The following is a 14,575-nucleotide window of genomic DNA, read 5'->3' as shown; positions in this document are numbered from 1 at the left end:
AAAATGGGGACAGACCCCATTTTTCGGGCAACATCGGCGGCCCAGTGACGTGCAGCCGCGATCACATAATTGAGCACTTGCCCCGCCCGTACAAAATAGTGCTTATTAATTGAGCAGCCCTTGGGGTAGAATTGCAGGTTCCCCCAAAGACTTCACCTTCGCGACTCCGCTTCCCATCCAGTGCAAATCGGTCCATATCAACTGCGCAACAATGTGTTCGTCGCCCCGATGGCGGGCGTCACCGACCGTCCTTACCGGCAACTCTGCAAGGAGCTGGGCGCCGGCTATGCCGTGTCCGAGATGGCCGCGTCGAACCCGCGCGTGTGGGCGAGCGAGAAGAGTTCGCGCCGCATCGACCACGCCGGCGAGATGGAGCCGAAGGCCGTGCAGATCGCCGGTTCCGATCCGCAGGAAATGGCCGACTGCGCGAAGTTCAACGTGGACAAGGGCGCCCAGATCATCGACATCAATATGGGCTGCCCGGTGAAGAAGGTGTGCAACAAGTGGAGCGGCTCGGCGCTGCTGCAGTTCGAGGATCTCGTCGAAAGCATCCTGCATGCCGTGGTGCAGTCGGTATCCGTACCCGTCACCTTGAAATTCCGCACCGGCTGGAACCGCGACAACAGGAACGCGCTGACGATTGCCCGTATCGCCGAGGAGGCCGGCATCCAGATGCTGACCCTGCATGGCCGCACCCGCGCCGACGGCTACACGGGCGATGCCGAGTACGACACCATCGCCGCCGTCAAGGCAGCCGTGAAGATCCCCGTGGTGGCCAACGGCGACATCACCACGCCGGAAAAGGCCCGCTTCGTGCTGGACCGCACGGGTGCCGATGCCGTGATGGTGGGCCGCGCCGCGCAGGGCCGGCCGTGGATCTTCCGCGAGATCGACCATTACCTGCAGACGGGCACGCACCTGCCGCCGCCGCTGGTGGCGGAAGTGCGCCAGCTCATGGACGAACACCTGCGCGCCCACTACGCCTTCTACGGCGACAACCTGGGCGTGCGCACCGCGCGCAAGCATATCGGCTGGTATGTGCGCGACCTGCCGGGCGGCGAACAATTCCGCCAGCAGATGAACCTTCTGGAATCCACGACCGAGCAATTGCGGGCGGTGGACGGCTTCTTCGAATCCCAGTGGAAGCATGGCGAACGGTTACAATACCGCCTCGCCGAAGAAATGCTGGCCGCCTGACATGGCGCCGGATCGGCAAACATTTAGCGTAAATACAAGAACATGAGCAAAGAAAGCATCCAGGAAGTCGTGACGAAAAGCCTCGAGGAATATTTCAACGACCTGGGCGAACAGCAGCCGTCGAACATCTACGACATGGTCGTCATGACCGTCGAAAAGCCGGTGCTGCAGGTGGTGATGACGCGTGCCGACGGCAACCAGTCGCACGCCGCCCAGATGCTGGGTATCAACCGCAATACGCTGCGCAAGAAACTGCAGGAACACGGCCTGCTGTAAGGCTATTCATCCGGCCAGTGGCGTGGCCTCCGGCCGCATGCCATCGGCCCGCACAGACACCCACTACTCATCACAGCCATGATCAAACAAGCTCTCATTTCCGTATCCGACAAGACCGGCGTGCTGGACTTCGCCCGCGCGCTGTCGGCCATGGGCGTCAACCTGCTGTCCACCGGCGGCACCGCCAAGCTGCTGCAGGAAAACGGCCTGGCCGTCACGGAAGTCGCCGACTACACGGGGTTCCCGGAAATGCTGGACGGCCGCGTCAAGACGCTGCACCCGACCGTCCACGGCGGCATCCTGGCGCGCCGCGACTTCCCGGAGCATATGGCCAAGCTCGATGAGCATGCGATCCCGACGATCGACATGGTGGTCGTCAACCTGTACCCGTTCCAGGCCACCGTCGCCAAGGACGACTGCACGCTGGATGACGCGATCGAGAACATCGATATCGGTGGCCCGGCCATGCTGCGCTCGGCGGCAAAGAACCACAAGGATGTCGTCGTGATCTGCGACCCGTCCGACTACGGCGTGGTGCTGGCCGAGATGAAGACGACGGACAATGCGCCCGGCTACATCAGCTACGAAACGCGCTTCAACCTGGCCAAGAAGGTGTACGCGCACACGGCGGCCTACGACGGCGCCATCACCAACTACCTGTCCAGCCTGGGCCCGGACCGCGCGCACACCACCCGTGGCGCCTATCCGCAGACGCTGAACGTGGCGTTTGAAAAGGTGCAGGACATGCGCTACGGCGAGAACCCGCACCAGTCGGCCGCGTTCTACCGCGACACCAAGGCCGTCGTGGGCGCGCTGGCCAATTACCGCCAGCTGCAGGGCAAGGAACTGTCGTTCAACAATATCGCCGATGCCGATGCGGCCTGGGAATGCGTCAAAAGCTTCACCGGCATCGGCCAGCCGGCCGCCTGCGTGATCGTCAAGCATGCCAACCCGTGCGGCGTGGCGCTGGGCGGTTCGGCCGTGGAAGCCTACAGCCGCGCGCTGCAGACGGATCCCACATCGGCGTTCGGCGGCATTATCGCCTTCAACGTGCCGGTCGATGCGGCCGCCGCCACCGAGCTGGCCAAGCTGTTCGTGGAAGTGCTGATCGCGCCGTCGTTCACGGACGAAGCGAAGCAGATCATGTCGGCCAAGCAGAACGTGCGCCTGCTGGAGATCGCCCTCGGTGACGGTGTCAATGGCATGGACTTCAAGCGCGTCGGCGGCGGCCTGCTGGTGCAGTCGGCCGATTCGAAGAACGTGCAGCAGGGCGACCTGCGCGTCGTCACGAAGCTGCAGCCGACGCTGCAGCAGCTGGCCGACCTGATGTTCGCCTGGAAGGTGGCGAAGTACGTGAAATCGAACGCAATCGTCTTCTGCGGTAACAACATGACCCTCGGCGTGGGTGCCGGCCAGATGAGCCGCATCGACTCCGCGCGCATCGCCTCGATCAAGGCGCAGAACGCCGGCCTGACGCTGACCGGTTCCGTGGTCGCCTCGGACGCGTTCTTCCCGTTCCGCGACGGCCTCGATGTCGTCGTCGATGCCGGCGCCACCTGCGTCATTCAGCCGGGCGGCTCGATGCGCGACCAGGAAGTCATCGACGCCGCCGACGAACGCGGCGTGGTGATGCTGTACACCGGCACCCGCCACTTCCGGCACTGATCCAGCATCCACGGCTCAGTCCGTGTCCACCAGGGGGTCAACCCCAAAATCGGACACGAGCACAACAGTATTACGGTTGAGGCCGTGTCCGAAAACGGGGTTGACCCCAAGGTGGACACGAACCCGGCCGTAATCGGATCCAAATGGCGCCCGCTATTGCGGGCGCTTTCTTTACTGCATACAATCAAGCGATGATCATTCTCGGCATCGACCCTGGCCTGCGCACAACGGGCTTCGGCGTCATCCACAAGCAGGGCACGAAGCTGCGCTACATCGCCTCCGGCACCATCAAGAGCGGCGAAGGGGATTTGCCGACGCGGCTGAAAGTCATCCTCGACAGCGTGGCCGAGCTGACGGTCACCTACCAGCCGGACTGCGCCGCGATCGAAAAAGTCTTCGTCAACGTCAATCCCCAATCGACCCTGCTGCTGGGGCAGGCGCGCGGTGCCGCCATCTGCGGGCTGATGAGCGCGACGCTGACGGTGGCCGAGTATTCGCCCACGCAGATCAAGCAGGCCGTCACGGGCACCGGCAAGGCCGCCAAGGAGCAGGTGCAGGACATGGTCGCGCGCCTGCTGGCGCTGCCTGGCCTGCCGGGCAGCGACGCGGCCGATGCCCTCGGTGTCGCCATCTGCCACGCCAACGCACAGGGCGCGCTGGCCGCCATCGCGTCCACGGCCGGGCCGTCCGGCTTCGCACTGCACATGAAGCGCGGCCGCCTCGTCGGCTAAACTCCTTCCATCTCCAAAATTCCAGGGCTTCACCATGATCGGACGTCTCTCCGGTGTTCTGCTTGAAAAAAATCCGCCGCAACTGCTGGTCGACGTGCAGGGCGTCGGCTACGAGGTGGATGTACCGATGAGCACCTTCTACAACCTGCCGCACACGGGCGAGCGGGTGATGCTGTACACGCACCTGACCGTGCGCGAGGACGCCCACCTGCTGTACGGCTTCGGCAATGCCGAGGAACGCGCCGTGTTCCGCCAGCTGATCAAGATCACCGGCATCGGCGCGCGCATGGCCCTGTCGATCCTGTCCGGCATGTCGATTGCCGACCTGTCGCAGGCCGTCACGCGCCAGGAAGCGGGCCGCCTCGTGAAGGTGCCCGGCATCGGCAAGAAGACGGCCGAACGGCTGCTGCTGGAACTGAAGGGCAAGCTGGGGGCGGACCTGGGCGCGGTGGGCGGCGTGGCCGCGGTGCCGGATGCGCAGACCGACATCCTCAACGCGCTGCTGGCGCTGGGCTATTCGGACAAGGAAGCGCTGCTGGCGCTGAAGACCGTGTCGGCCGGCGCCACCGTCTCGGACGGCATCAAGGCGGCGCTCAAGGCGCTGAGCAAAGGGTAATCGAGCATGGCCATCCAGACCGACAATTTCACCGAGCAGCGCATCATCGATGCCGCCCCCTCGTCGCCGAACGAGGAAGCGATCGAACGCGCCCTGCGTCCCAAGCTGCTGGACGAATACGTGGGCCAGCAGAAGATCCGCGAGCAGCTGGAGATCTTCATCTCCGCCGCCAAGAACCGCAGCGAGGCGCTCGACCACACGCTGCTGTTCGGCCCACCGGGCCTGGGGAAAACCACGCTGGCCAACATCATCGCGCGCGAGATGGGCGTGAACCTGCGCCAGACCTCCGGCCCCGTTCTGGAGCGTCCCGGCGACCTGGCCGCGCTGCTGACCAACCTGGAAGCGAACGACGTGCTGTTCATCGACGAGATCCACCGCCTGTCCCCGGTCGTCGAGGAGATCCTGTACCCGGCGCTGGAGGACTACCAGATCGACATCATGATCGGCGAAGGCCCCGCCGCGCGCTCCGTGAAGCTGGACCTGCAGCCGTTCACGCTGGTGGGCGCCACCACGCGCGCCGGCATGCTGACCAATCCGCTGCGCGACCGCTTCGGCATCGTCGCGCGGCTGGAGTTCTACACGACCGAGGAACTGGCCAAGATCGTCACGCGCAGCGCCGCGCTGCTGAAGGCGAACATCGATGCCAGCGGCGCCGTGGAAATCGCCCGCCGCGCACGGGGCACGCCACGGATCGCCAACCGGCTGCTGCGCCGCGTGCGCGATTATGCGGAAGTCAAAAGCAATGGCGACATCACGAAGGACACCGCGGATGCGGCCCTGGTGATGCTGGACGTGGACACGGTCGGCTTCGACGTGATGGACCGCAAGCTGCTCGAAGCGGTGCTGTACAAGTTCAATGGCGGCCCGGTCGGCATCGGCAACCTGGCCGCGGCGATCGGCGAAGCGGCCGACACCATCGAGGACGTGCTGGAACCCTACCTGATCCAGCAGGGCTACCTGCAGCGCACGCCGCGCGGGCGCGTGGCCACGCCGGCCGCGTACACGCACTTCGGCCTCGCCGCGCCGCGGGCCAGCCTGACCGGCGACCTGTGGTAATGGCGCAGATGAGGATCTGGGTCGATGCCGATGCCTGTCCCGGCGTCGTGAAGGAAATCCTGTACCGCGTGGCGGACCGCGTGCACGTCGAGGTCACGCTGGTGGCGAACCAACTGCTGCGCGTGCCGCCATCGAAGTACGTGCGCGCCGTGCAGGTGCCGTCCGGGTTCGACGTGGCGGACCGCGAGATCGTGCGCCTCGCCGAACCGGGCGACCTGGTGATCACGGCCGATATCCCGCTGGCTGCCGATATCCTGAAGAAGGGCGCGCAGGCGCTGAACCCGCGCGGCGACTTCTACACGCCCGACAATATCGCCCAGCAGCTGACGATGCGCGCCTTCATGGACGAGCTGCGCGGCAGCGGCGTCGATACGGGCGGCCCGGCACCGTATGGCCAGGCGGACCGCCAGCAGTTCGCCAATGCGCTCGATCGCCACCTGCGCAAGGCGGGCCTGGGCTGATCAACTGCCCGGGCGTTTTGCGGTATGCTTTCGCGCATGCTGATCAAAACCCTTCTCGCTTCCCTGGCCCTGGCCTGCTGCACCCTCGCGCAGGCCGCGTTGCCCGTCTACGGCTACACCGTCAAGAACACCTATCCGCACGATGCGCAGGCCTTCACCGAAGGCCTGTTCTACCAGGATGGCGTGCTGTATGAAAGCACGGGCCTGAACGGCCAGTCGTCGATCCGCAAGGTGGAACTGGAGACGGGCAAGATCCTGCTGAAGCGCGACATCCCGTCGCAGTACTTCGGCGAAGGCATCGCGCCGGTCGGCAAGAAGATCATCAGCCTCACCTGGAGCAACCAGATCGGCTTCATCTTCGATATCGATACCTTCCAGCCGTCCGGCACCTTCCGCTACGAGGGTGAAGGCTGGGCACTGACGACGGACGGCAAGCGCCTCTACATGAGCGACGGCAGCCAGTACCTGCGCGTGCTCGATCCGGAGACGCTGCAGGTCACGCGCCGCATCCGCGTGTCGGCCGAAGGCACGCCCGTCACGCAGCTCAACGAACTCGAATTCGTCAACGGCGAGATCTTCGCGAACATCTGGCAGACCGACCGCATCGCCCGCATCGATCCGTTCAGCGGCCAGGTGCGCGGCTGGATCGACCTGAAGGGCCTGGACCGGCTGGCCGGCGTGCAGCCGAGCGCCGACAACGTCGCCAACGGCATCGCCTACGACGCGGCGAAGAAGCGCCTGTTCGTTACCGGCAAACGGTGGCCGAAGCTGTTCGAGATCGAGCTGAAGAAGCTCCCCTGACGTCGATCGCCGCCAGCGCTTCCTCGAGCAGGTAGGCCAGCGCGGCCCGGCGTACCGTCGCGCGGTGCGCCTGCACCGGCAGCAGCGCATCCTCGTCGATCGCCACCAGCGTGCCGACGATCTGCGCGCCATCGGCGGTGCCCACGTCGGTCACGACGCAGGAACCCAGTCCCCGCAGGTAGAACACCCCCAGCAGCTGCCGGTCGATGCGCGCCTTCAGTGCGACGGGCAGCGCGGCCAGCGTGGCATGCAGGTCCTCCAGGAAGCGGTCGCGGGCAGGAAGGGCCGGCAGTTCGCGCGGTGCATGGCACGCCAGCAGTTCGGGTGGCGCGGCACCGAAGCGGCATGCCAGCGGCAGGTCGAGCATCGCTTTCCAGAGGGTCGGCGTGGTGGTCAATATCATCGGACGGCAGGGAGAAGCCGCGCGGGGCGGCGGCATCCGCAGTCTGCCGGGGCGGCCCGTAAAGCGGCGTCAGGGGACGTAAAGAAAAGTAAAGGTGCCGGCGGGACGATCAGCGGGGCAGGGCATAGCTGCGCAGGATGCGTGCATAGCTGCCATCGGCCCGCATGGCCTCCAGCGCGGCCTGCAGCGCCGCCGCTTCGTCCTCGCCGAAGTCCGGCGAGCCGCCCAGCCAGGTGGTGGTGCTGAGGAGGGCCGCGCTCGCGGTCCACGTACCTTGCGGGTACAGGCGCCGCGCCGTGTGGCTGACGATCGCCTGGTCGCCATAGATCGCATCGGCCATGCCCTGGTGGACGAAGCGCAGCCCCTCGACCATGCTGGCCGTCGGCACCAGCCGCGTATAACCCATCGCCTTCAGGTTCTCCACCTGCGCCGAACCGCGCAGGATGGCGATGCGGCGCTGGCGCAGTGCAGCCAGGTCCGCCACGTTCGTGCCGCCCGCTTCCGCCATGAACACGAACTGCTCGCGGTACAGCGGCGCGAGCCAGCGGAATGCATTTTCACGTTCCGGTGTGCGGGTGAGCGGGAAGATCGCCGTGCGCGGCTGCGTGGCCATGAACAGCGCCCGCTTCCAGGGCACGAATTCGACGGATGCGGGCACGCCGGCCCGCTTCGCCAGCTCCCGCACGATCTCGGTGAGCGCACCGGGCTTCGCCGGATCGCGCTCGATCGACAGCGGTGGCAGGTCGCTGGTGGCAATCCGCCATGGCGCAGCCGCCGGCGGCGCGGCAAAGGAGGGCAAAGCACAGGCGAGAACCGCTGCGGCGAAGATGAAACGTACGGTCATGCGCATATTGTACCAACGCCCCCGCTTGTGCCGACGACCCTGTACCGCGGCCGCTCCTGTGGTCGGCACGGCGTCAATCGTGCCGCACCCACGTCTGCGACCTGCCGAACGCCGGCATGCCCACGTAGCCACGTACCTCCAGCTTTTTGCCGCCATCGGACAGTTTCATGGTGCTCTTGTACACCTTGCCGTTTTCGGGGTCGAGGATCGTGCCGCCGGCATAGCCGTCGCCGTCCTGCTTCATGCCGTTGATGATCGCCAGGCCGACGATCGGCTTGCCCTGGTTCGCCCCTTCGCAGCGCGCACAGGCCGGATTCGGGTCGGTGCCGGCAGGCCGGTACAGCTTTTCGATCCGGCCCTGCAGCACGCCGTTCGCTTCGCTGATGCGGATCTCGGCCTTCGGCCTGCCCGTGTGGTCATCGATGCTTTGCCACAGGCCGACCGGGGAGCCGGCATCGGCCAGCGCAGGCAGGGCGAACGCGAACAGGGCGAGAGGAAGGAGGGCGCGCATCGGATTCTCCGGTCGGGGTGCAGGGATCAGTGTAGCGCTGCCGTGACGCGGACGGAGCGCGCATGAAAAACGCCGGAGCGGAGATGTCTCCCGGTCCGGCGTGTATGGTGGGGCTGGAAAGTTTATTCGGCCGGCAGCTTGGCGAGCTGCTCGCGCAGCTTGTCCAGCGTGGCGCCGAACGTGGCAACGCGTTCCTGCTCCTGCGCTACGACGGCGGCCGGTGCCCGGGCCACGAAGCTCTCGGACGAGAGCTTGTTCGAGGCCTTGGCCACTTCGCCTTCCAGCCGCGCGATTTCCTTGGCCAGGCGCTCGCGTTCGGCCTTCACGTCGATCTCCACCTTCAGCATCAGTTTCGTGGTGCCGACGACGGAGACGGCGGCCGGCGATTCCGGCAGCGCCTCGACGATCTGTACTTCGGACAGCTTGCCCAGCAGCTGCACGTACGGTGCAAACGCGGCGATCTTCTCCTTGTCTGCGCCCGTGGCCTCGACGATCAGCGGCACGCGCACGGAAGGCGACAGCTTCATCTCGCCGCGCAGGTTGCGGGTGGCATCCGTCAGGCCTTTCAGCTCGGCGATCCAGGCTTCCGCCTTCGTGTCGATGGCCGCTTCGTCGGCGATCGGGTACGGCTGCACCATGATCGACCTGCCTTCGGTATCACCCTTGCCAGCCAGTGGCGCGACGGTCTGCCACAGCTGCTCGGTGACGAACGGGATGATCGGGTGCGCCAGGCGCAGCACCACTTCCAGCACGCGCAGCAGCGTGTGGCGCGTGGCGCGCTGCTGCCCCTCGGTACCCTGCTGGACCTGTACCTTGGCCAGTTCCAGGTACCAGTCGCAGTACTCGTCCCACACGAACTTGTAGATGGCGGCGGCGATGTTATCGAAGCGCAGGTCGGCAAAGCCCTTCGCCACTTCGAGCTCGGTGCGGTTGAGCAGCGAGATGATCCACTTGTCGGCCTGCGACAGGTCAGCATTGGTTCCATCAACCGAAGGCGCGCTGCAGTCCTTGCCTTCCGTGTTCATCAGCACGAAGCGGGTGGCGTTCCACAGCTTGTTCGAGAAGTTGCGGTAACCCTCGCAGCGGCCCAGGTCGAAGTTGATGTTGCGGCCCAGCGAGGCGTAGCTGGCCATCGTGAAGCGCACGGCATCGGTGCCGTAGGCCGCGATCCCTTCCGGGAATTCCTTGCGCGTGGCCTTCTCGATCTTCTCGGCCTGGCGCGGGTTCATCAGGCCCGTGGTGCGTTTCGCCACCAGTTCGTCGACGCCGATCCCGTCGATCAGGTCCACGGGGTCGAGCGTGTTGCCCTTCGACTTCGACATCTTCTGGCCCTGCGAGTCGCGTACCAGGCCATGCACGTACACGGTCTGGAACGGCACCTTGCCGGTGAAGTGGGCCGTCATCATCACCATCCGGGCGACCCAGAAGAAGATGATGTCGAAGCCCGTCACCAGCACGGACGATGGCAGGAAGGCTTCCAGTTCAGGCGTTTCGTCCGGCCAGCCCAGCGTGGAGAACGGCACCAGCGCGGACGAGAACCAGGTGTCCAGCACATCGGCGTCGCGGCGCAGCGGACCGGTGCTGCCGGCCGCTTTCGCCTTGGCCTGGGCTTCTTCTTCGCTGGTCGCGACAAAGATATTGCCGGCTTCGTCGTAGTAGGCCGGGATCTGGTGGCCCCACCACAGCTGGCGCGAGATGCACCAGTCCTGGATATTGTTCAGCCACTGGTTGTACGTGGTGTTCCAGTTCTCCGGCACGAACTTGATCTCGCCGGAGGCCACTTTTTCCAAAGCCACTTCGGTGATCGACTTGCCCGGATTGAACGTGCCTTCCGGTGCCGGTTTGCTCATCGCCACGAACCACTGGTCCGTCAGCATCGGCTCGATGACGACGCCCGTGCGGTCGCCGCGCGGCACCATCAGCTTGTGGGGTTTCACCTGTTCCAGCAGGCCCTGTGCTTCCAGGTCCGCCACGATCAGCTTGCGCGCGGCGAAACGGTCCAGGCCGCGGTAGGCCTCCGGCGCATCGTCGACGATCTTCGCGTCCAGCGTGAGGATCGACGGCATGTCCAGCTTGTGGCGCTGGCCCACGGCGTAGTCGTTGAAGTCGTGCGCCGGCGTGATCTTCACGCAGCCGGTACCGAACGCCTTGTCGACATATTCGTCGGCGATGATCGGGATCTCGCGGCCCACCAGCGGGAGTTTGAGCATCTTGCCGACCAGCGGCTGGTAGCGCTCGTCCGTCGGGTCGACGGCCACGGCCACGTCGCCCAGCATCGTTTCGGGGCGGGTCGTGGCGACCGTCAGCGAGCCGCTGCCATCGGCCAGCGGGTACCGGATGTACCACATTGAGCCGTCTTCTTCTTCCGACACCACTTCCAGGTCGGAGACGGCGGTGCCCAGCACCGGATCCCAGTTCACCGGGCGCTTGCCGCGGTAGATCAGGCCCTGTTCGAACAGGCGCACGAACACTTCGGAGACGACTTTCGAGCGTGGCTCGTCCATCGTGAAGTATTCGCGGTTCCAGTCCGGCGAGGTGCCCAGGCGGCGCAGCTGGCCGGTGATCGTGGAACCGGATTCCTCCTTCCACTCCCAGACTTTTTCGATGAACTTCTCGCGGCCCAGGTCATGGCGCGAAATCTTCTGCGCATCGAGCTGGCGCTCGACGACGATCTGCGTGGCGATGCCGGCATGGTCGGTGCCCGGGATCCAGGCCGTGTTATGGCCCAGCATGCGGTGGTAGCGCGTCAGGCCGTCCATGATGGTCTGGTTGAACGCGTGGCCCATGTGCAGCGTGCCGGTGACGTTCGGCGGTGGCAGCTGGATGCTGAAGGAGGGCTTCGAGAGGTCCATCGACGCGGCGTAGTACCCGCGCTTCTCCCACTCGCTGCGCCAGTACTGTTCAATATCGGCAGGCTCGAAAGACTTGGCTAATTCCATGATCCGGATGTGTGATTTTGGCGAAAACGACCATTATAAGGGAGGGAGACAAGGGAGGGAGGCCATCTCCCCATCACATTGGAATCCTGTCCCGGCAAGGTCAGCGCGGCGGCGCGCACACCACGGCCCAAGGCTGCAATTCATTGCGCGAGCGCCGCACGGAGACCCGCGCCTCGCCGGCGATATCGTTCTCGAACACGAGGACCGGCAGGCCGTCCTTGGCGCGGTCCAGTCCCGTGAGGCGGTAGCCGCGCGAGCGCGATGGCGCGCAGGCCGAGTTCCCCGCCATCAGCAGGCGCGCATTGCCGAGCACCGTCGGGTGCTGCTGCAGCAGCATCAGCATGTCCATCTCGGCCAGGGGCGCGTGCAGCAGGATCGGAGTGTCGGGCTGTGCGCCGCACTGGCGCTGGTGCTCGATCCACACCAGCGTCTGCGCCGGCGTGCGCTCGGTCCAGCGCGCGGCCTTCGGCGCACGGGGATCCAGGTCGAACAGGGTGCGCGGCTGGCGGCACAGCGGCAGCACGGCGCGCACCGCGGGACCGTCGACGATGGCCGTCACGAGGCGCTTGCCCTTGCGGCCCCCTTCTTTTTTGACCGTGAACTGCGGGCGCAGCAGGCTGGTGGTCTGCTGGTGCGTGGCGTTGTACCAGTCGAAGAACGAGGACTGCTCGTCCGGGGTGGCCGTACGGGGGCTGGCGCCGTCGCCGGCCGGTGCCGCATGGGCCAGTGGCGCCGTCATCGTGCCAACTGCCATCGCGGTCATCAAGATTGCCGCCGCGGCGGCCAGGCCTTTCACCATCGTCGTCCTTTCGATCCTGCGCGGATGAGATTCATGCGCTGGATTATAAGACGCCAAAGCTTGCAACATCGGCACGGTTCCGGCATATAATGACGGCGCTGCGTGACCACCATGCAGCAAACGCTAGGGGTCCTGCGCATGGCAACAGCCGTGCACGGGTGAGAAATACCCTCCGAACCTGATCTGGATAATGCCAGCGAAGGGAAGCTTTGGGATGCCGTGCCTGTGCCGATCCGCTTCGGCCCGGCGCGCATCCGGACTCCTTTGCTGGCTCCTGCCCAAAGGAGCCAACGTGAATACCAAACTCGAACACCCCTTCCTCGCCAGCACGGCCGAGGTCGACAGCGCCGCCATCGCGCCGCTGCCCAACTCCCGCAAGATGTACGTGACCGGCAGCCGACCCGACCTGCGCGTGCCGATGCGCGAGATCACGCAGGCCGATACCGCCGCGTCGTTCGGCCACGAGGTCAATCCGCCCGTGACGGTGTACGACACTTCCGGCCCCTATACCGATCCGCAGGTGGCGATCGACGTGCGCGCGGGCCTGGCACCGGTACGCGCGGCGTGGATCGCCGAGCGGGGCGATACCGAGGCGCTGCCGGGCCCCACGTCCGACTACGGCAAGGCGCGCCTGGCCGATGCTGCGCTCGATGCGCTGCGCTTCGACCTGCACCGTACGCCACGCTGCGCCAAGGCCGGCGCCTGCGTCACGCAGATGCACTATGCGAAGCGGGGCATCGTCACGCCGGAGATGGAATACGTGGCGATCCGCGAGAACCTGCGCCGCCAGACTTACCTGGCCGAGCTGCGCGATGCCGGTCCGCTGGGCACGCGCATGGCGGATCTGCTGGGCCGGCAGCACCGTGGCGAGTCGTTCGGCGCCGCCCTTCCCGAGGAGATCACGCCGGAGTTCGTGCGCGACGAGATCGCCCGCGGCCGCGCCATCATCCCCGCCAACATCAATCATCCGGAACTGGAGCCGATGATCATCGGCCGCAATTTCCTCGTCAAGGTCAACGCCAATATCGGCAACTCGGCCGTCACCTCGTCGATCGGCGAGGAAGTGGAAAAGATGACGTGGGCGATCCGCTGGGGCGGCGACACGGTGATGGACCTGTCGACCGGGAAGCACATCCACGAGACGCGCGAATGGATCGTGCGGAACAGCCCTGTCCCCATCGGCACCGTGCCGATCTACCAGGCGCTGGAGAAGGTGAACGGCAAGGCGGAAGACCTGACCTGGGAGATCTTCCGCGACACGCTGATCGAGCAGGCGGAGCAGGGCGTCGACTACTTCACCATCCACGCCGGCGTGCTGCTGCGCTACGTGCCGCTGACGGCCAACCGGCTGACGGGCATCGTCTCGCGCGGCGGTTCCATCATGGCGAAGTGGTGCCTGGCGCATCACCAGGAGAACTTCCTCTACACGCACTTCGAAGACATCTGCGCCATCATGAAGGCATACGACGTGTCGTTCAGCCTGGGCGACGGGCTGCGTCCCGGCTCGATCTATGATGCCAACGACGAGGCCCAGCTGGGCGAACTGCGCACGCTCGGCGAACTGACGGCTATCGCCTGGCAGCACGATGTGCAGGTGATGATCGAGGGACCGGGCCACGTGCCCATGCAGCTGATCAAGGAGAACATGGACCTGCAGCTGGAGCACTGCGCCGAGGCGCCGTTCTACACGCTGGGACCACTCACCACCGACATCGCGCCCGGCTACGACCACATCACATCCGGCATCGGCGCCGCGCAGATCGGCTGGTACGGCACGGCGATGCTGTGCTACGTGACGCCGAAGGAGCACCTGGGCCTGCCGAACAAGGACGACGTCAAGGAAGGCATCATCACCTACAAGATCGCCGCCCACGCTGCCGACCTGGCGAAGGGCCATCCCGGCGCGCAGCTCCGCGACAACGCGCTGTCGAAGGCCCGCTTCGAATTCCGCTGGCAGGACCAGTTCAACCTCGGCCTCGACCCGGACCGCGCCCGCGCCTTCCACGACGAGACGCTGCCGAAGGAATCGTCCAAGGTGGCGCATTTCTGCTCGATGTGCGGCCCCCATTTCTGCTCGATGAAGATCACCCAGGAAGTACGCGAATACGCCGCCGGCGGCATGCGCGAGAAAGCCGTCGAGTTCGTCAAAGCCGGCAGCCAGCTCTACCGGAACATCTGAAACATTTCCTGAAATCGGGGACTGTCCCCCTTTTCAGGAAATATTTCCAAAAAAAGGGGACAGTCCCCGTTTTTTGGAAACTTTTTGAGGGCGCAAG

At 65.5% G+C, this 14,575-nt stretch carries 14 protein-coding genes and 1 riboswitch; of the genes, 9 read left to right on the top strand and 5 right to left on the bottom strand.

Features of this window, described 5'->3' with window-relative positions:
• The first annotated feature begins 180 nt into the window (after nucleotides 1–180).
• The 8 genes from dusB (at nucleotide 181) to IP91_RS18040 (ending at nucleotide 6,803) form a co-directional block, all read left to right on the top strand.
• Complete coding sequence (dusB, locus tag IP91_RS18075) at nucleotides 181–1,197, top strand: tRNA dihydrouridine synthase DusB (RefSeq protein ID WP_145650489.1); 1,017 nt, start codon at nucleotides 181–183, stop codon at nucleotides 1,195–1,197.
• 42 nt (nucleotides 1,198–1,239) lie between these two features.
• Nucleotides 1,240–1,473 (top strand): helix-turn-helix domain-containing protein, encoded by a 234-nt coding sequence (locus tag IP91_RS18070; protein WP_145650488.1) that lies wholly within the window; start codon nucleotides 1,240–1,242, stop codon nucleotides 1,471–1,473.
• A 78-nt stretch (nucleotides 1,474–1,551) separates the two neighbouring features.
• Nucleotides 1,552–3,138, top strand: coding sequence for a bifunctional phosphoribosylaminoimidazolecarboxamide formyltransferase/IMP cyclohydrolase (purH, locus tag IP91_RS18065; RefSeq protein WP_145650487.1), 1,587 nt, complete (start codon nucleotides 1,552–1,554; stop codon nucleotides 3,136–3,138).
• A 191-nt stretch (nucleotides 3,139–3,329) separates the two neighbouring features.
• A complete protein-coding gene (ruvC, locus tag IP91_RS18060) occupies nucleotides 3,330–3,869 on the top strand; it encodes a crossover junction endodeoxyribonuclease RuvC (protein ID WP_145650486.1) in 540 nt (179 codons plus the stop codon).
• Nucleotides 3,870–3,903: 34 nt separating this feature from the next.
• Nucleotides 3,904–4,485, top strand: a complete 582-nt coding sequence (gene ruvA, locus IP91_RS18055; protein WP_145650485.1) for a Holliday junction branch migration protein RuvA — start codon at nucleotides 3,904–3,906, stop codon at nucleotides 4,483–4,485.
• A 6-nt stretch (nucleotides 4,486–4,491) separates the two neighbouring features.
• Nucleotides 4,492–5,541: a Holliday junction branch migration DNA helicase RuvB gene (ruvB, locus tag IP91_RS18050; protein WP_145650484.1), complete on the top strand. Its 1,050-nt coding sequence runs from the start codon at nucleotides 4,492–4,494 to the stop codon at nucleotides 5,539–5,541.
• An 8-nt stretch (nucleotides 5,542–5,549) separates the two neighbouring features.
• Nucleotides 5,550–6,002 (top strand): YaiI/YqxD family protein, encoded by a 453-nt coding sequence (locus tag IP91_RS18045; protein WP_145650585.1) that lies wholly within the window; start codon nucleotides 5,550–5,552, stop codon nucleotides 6,000–6,002.
• Nucleotides 6,003–6,038: 36 nt separating this feature from the next.
• Nucleotides 6,039–6,803: a glutaminyl-peptide cyclotransferase gene (locus IP91_RS18040; protein WP_199754637.1), complete on the top strand. Its 765-nt coding sequence runs from the start codon at nucleotides 6,039–6,041 to the stop codon at nucleotides 6,801–6,803.
• Here IP91_RS18040 and IP91_RS18035 read toward each other — a convergent pair.
• The 5 genes from IP91_RS18035 to IP91_RS18015 all read right to left on the bottom strand — a co-directional run bounded on the left by IP91_RS18035 (nucleotide 6,748) and on the right by IP91_RS18015 (nucleotide 12,263).
• Nucleotides 6,748–7,170, bottom strand: coding sequence for a hypothetical protein (locus IP91_RS18035; RefSeq protein ID WP_145650482.1), 423 nt, complete (start codon nucleotides 7,168–7,170; stop codon nucleotides 6,748–6,750). The genes IP91_RS18040 and IP91_RS18035 overlap by 56 nt on opposite strands.
• Nucleotides 7,171–7,315: 145 nt before the next feature.
• Entirely contained in the window at nucleotides 7,316–8,050 is a 735-nt protein-coding gene (locus tag IP91_RS18030; protein ID WP_158643165.1) for a substrate-binding periplasmic protein, read from the bottom strand.
• 73 nt (nucleotides 8,051–8,123) lie between these two features.
• Nucleotides 8,124–8,561 carry a DUF2147 domain-containing protein gene (locus tag IP91_RS18025; RefSeq protein WP_145650480.1) on the bottom strand — a complete coding sequence of 146 codons (438 nt, stop codon included), beginning with the start codon at nucleotides 8,559–8,561 and terminating at the stop codon, nucleotides 8,124–8,126.
• Nucleotides 8,562–8,683: 122 nt separating this feature from the next.
• Nucleotides 8,684–11,500, bottom strand: coding sequence for a valine--tRNA ligase (locus tag IP91_RS18020; RefSeq protein ID WP_145650479.1), 2,817 nt, complete (start codon nucleotides 11,498–11,500; stop codon nucleotides 8,684–8,686).
• A 100-nt stretch (nucleotides 11,501–11,600) separates the two neighbouring features.
• A complete protein-coding gene (locus IP91_RS18015; protein WP_145650478.1) occupies nucleotides 11,601–12,263 on the bottom strand; it encodes a hypothetical protein in 663 nt (220 codons plus the stop codon).
• A gap of 151 nt (nucleotides 12,264–12,414) precedes the next feature.
• Nucleotides 12,415–12,521, top strand: a riboswitch (TPP riboswitch).
• Between the two features lie 70 nt (nucleotides 12,522–12,591).
• On the opposite strand from IP91_RS18015, the gene thiC reads away from it, so the two are divergent.
• Nucleotides 12,592–14,478, top strand: a complete 1,887-nt coding sequence (gene thiC / locus IP91_RS18010) for a phosphomethylpyrimidine synthase ThiC (RefSeq protein ID WP_229474600.1) — start codon at nucleotides 12,592–12,594, stop codon at nucleotides 14,476–14,478.
• The last annotated feature ends 97 nt before the right edge of the window (nucleotides 14,479–14,575 follow it).

It is taken from the genome of Pseudoduganella lurida, assembly GCF_007830455.1.
Taxonomy (GTDB): Bacteria; Pseudomonadota; Gammaproteobacteria; order Burkholderiales; family Burkholderiaceae_D; genus Rugamonas; species Rugamonas lurida.
The sequence above is the reverse complement of the archived record's forward strand: the minus strand, read 5'-3'. Positions and strand labels throughout refer to the sequence as shown.

Bases quoted from the DNA above. Each gene is read 5' to 3' on its own strand.
- IP91_RS18070 (WP_145650488.1), top strand. From the start codon at position 1,240: ATGAGCAAAGAAAGCATCCAGGAAGTCGTGACGAAAAGCCTCGAGGAA.
- purH (WP_145650487.1), top strand. From the start codon at position 1,552: ATGATCAAACAAGCTCTCATTTCCGTATCCGACAAGACCGGCGTGCTG.
- ruvC (WP_145650486.1), top strand. From the start codon at position 3,330: ATGATCATTCTCGGCATCGACCCTGGCCTGCGCACAACGGGCTTCGGC.
- ruvA (WP_145650485.1), top strand. From the start codon at position 3,904: ATGATCGGACGTCTCTCCGGTGTTCTGCTTGAAAAAAATCCGCCGCAA.
- ruvB (WP_145650484.1), top strand. From the start codon at position 4,492: ATGGCCATCCAGACCGACAATTTCACCGAGCAGCGCATCATCGATGCC.
- IP91_RS18045 (WP_145650585.1), top strand. From the start codon at position 5,550: ATGAGGATCTGGGTCGATGCCGATGCCTGTCCCGGCGTCGTGAAGGAA.
- IP91_RS18040 (WP_199754637.1), top strand. From the start codon at position 6,039: ATGCTGATCAAAACCCTTCTCGCTTCCCTGGCCCTGGCCTGCTGCACC.
- IP91_RS18035 (WP_145650482.1), bottom strand. From the start codon at position 7,170: ATGCTCGACCTGCCGCTGGCATGCCGCTTCGGTGCCGCGCCACCCGAA.
- IP91_RS18030 (WP_158643165.1), bottom strand. From the start codon at position 8,050: ATGACCGTACGTTTCATCTTCGCCGCAGCGGTTCTCGCCTGTGCTTTG.
- IP91_RS18025 (WP_145650480.1), bottom strand. From the start codon at position 8,561: ATGCGCGCCCTCCTTCCTCTCGCCCTGTTCGCGTTCGCCCTGCCTGCG.
- IP91_RS18020 (WP_145650479.1), bottom strand. From the start codon at position 11,500: ATGGAATTAGCCAAGTCTTTCGAGCCTGCCGATATTGAACAGTACTGG.
- IP91_RS18015 (WP_145650478.1), bottom strand. From the start codon at position 12,263: ATGACCGCGATGGCAGTTGGCACGATGACGGCGCCACTGGCCCATGCG.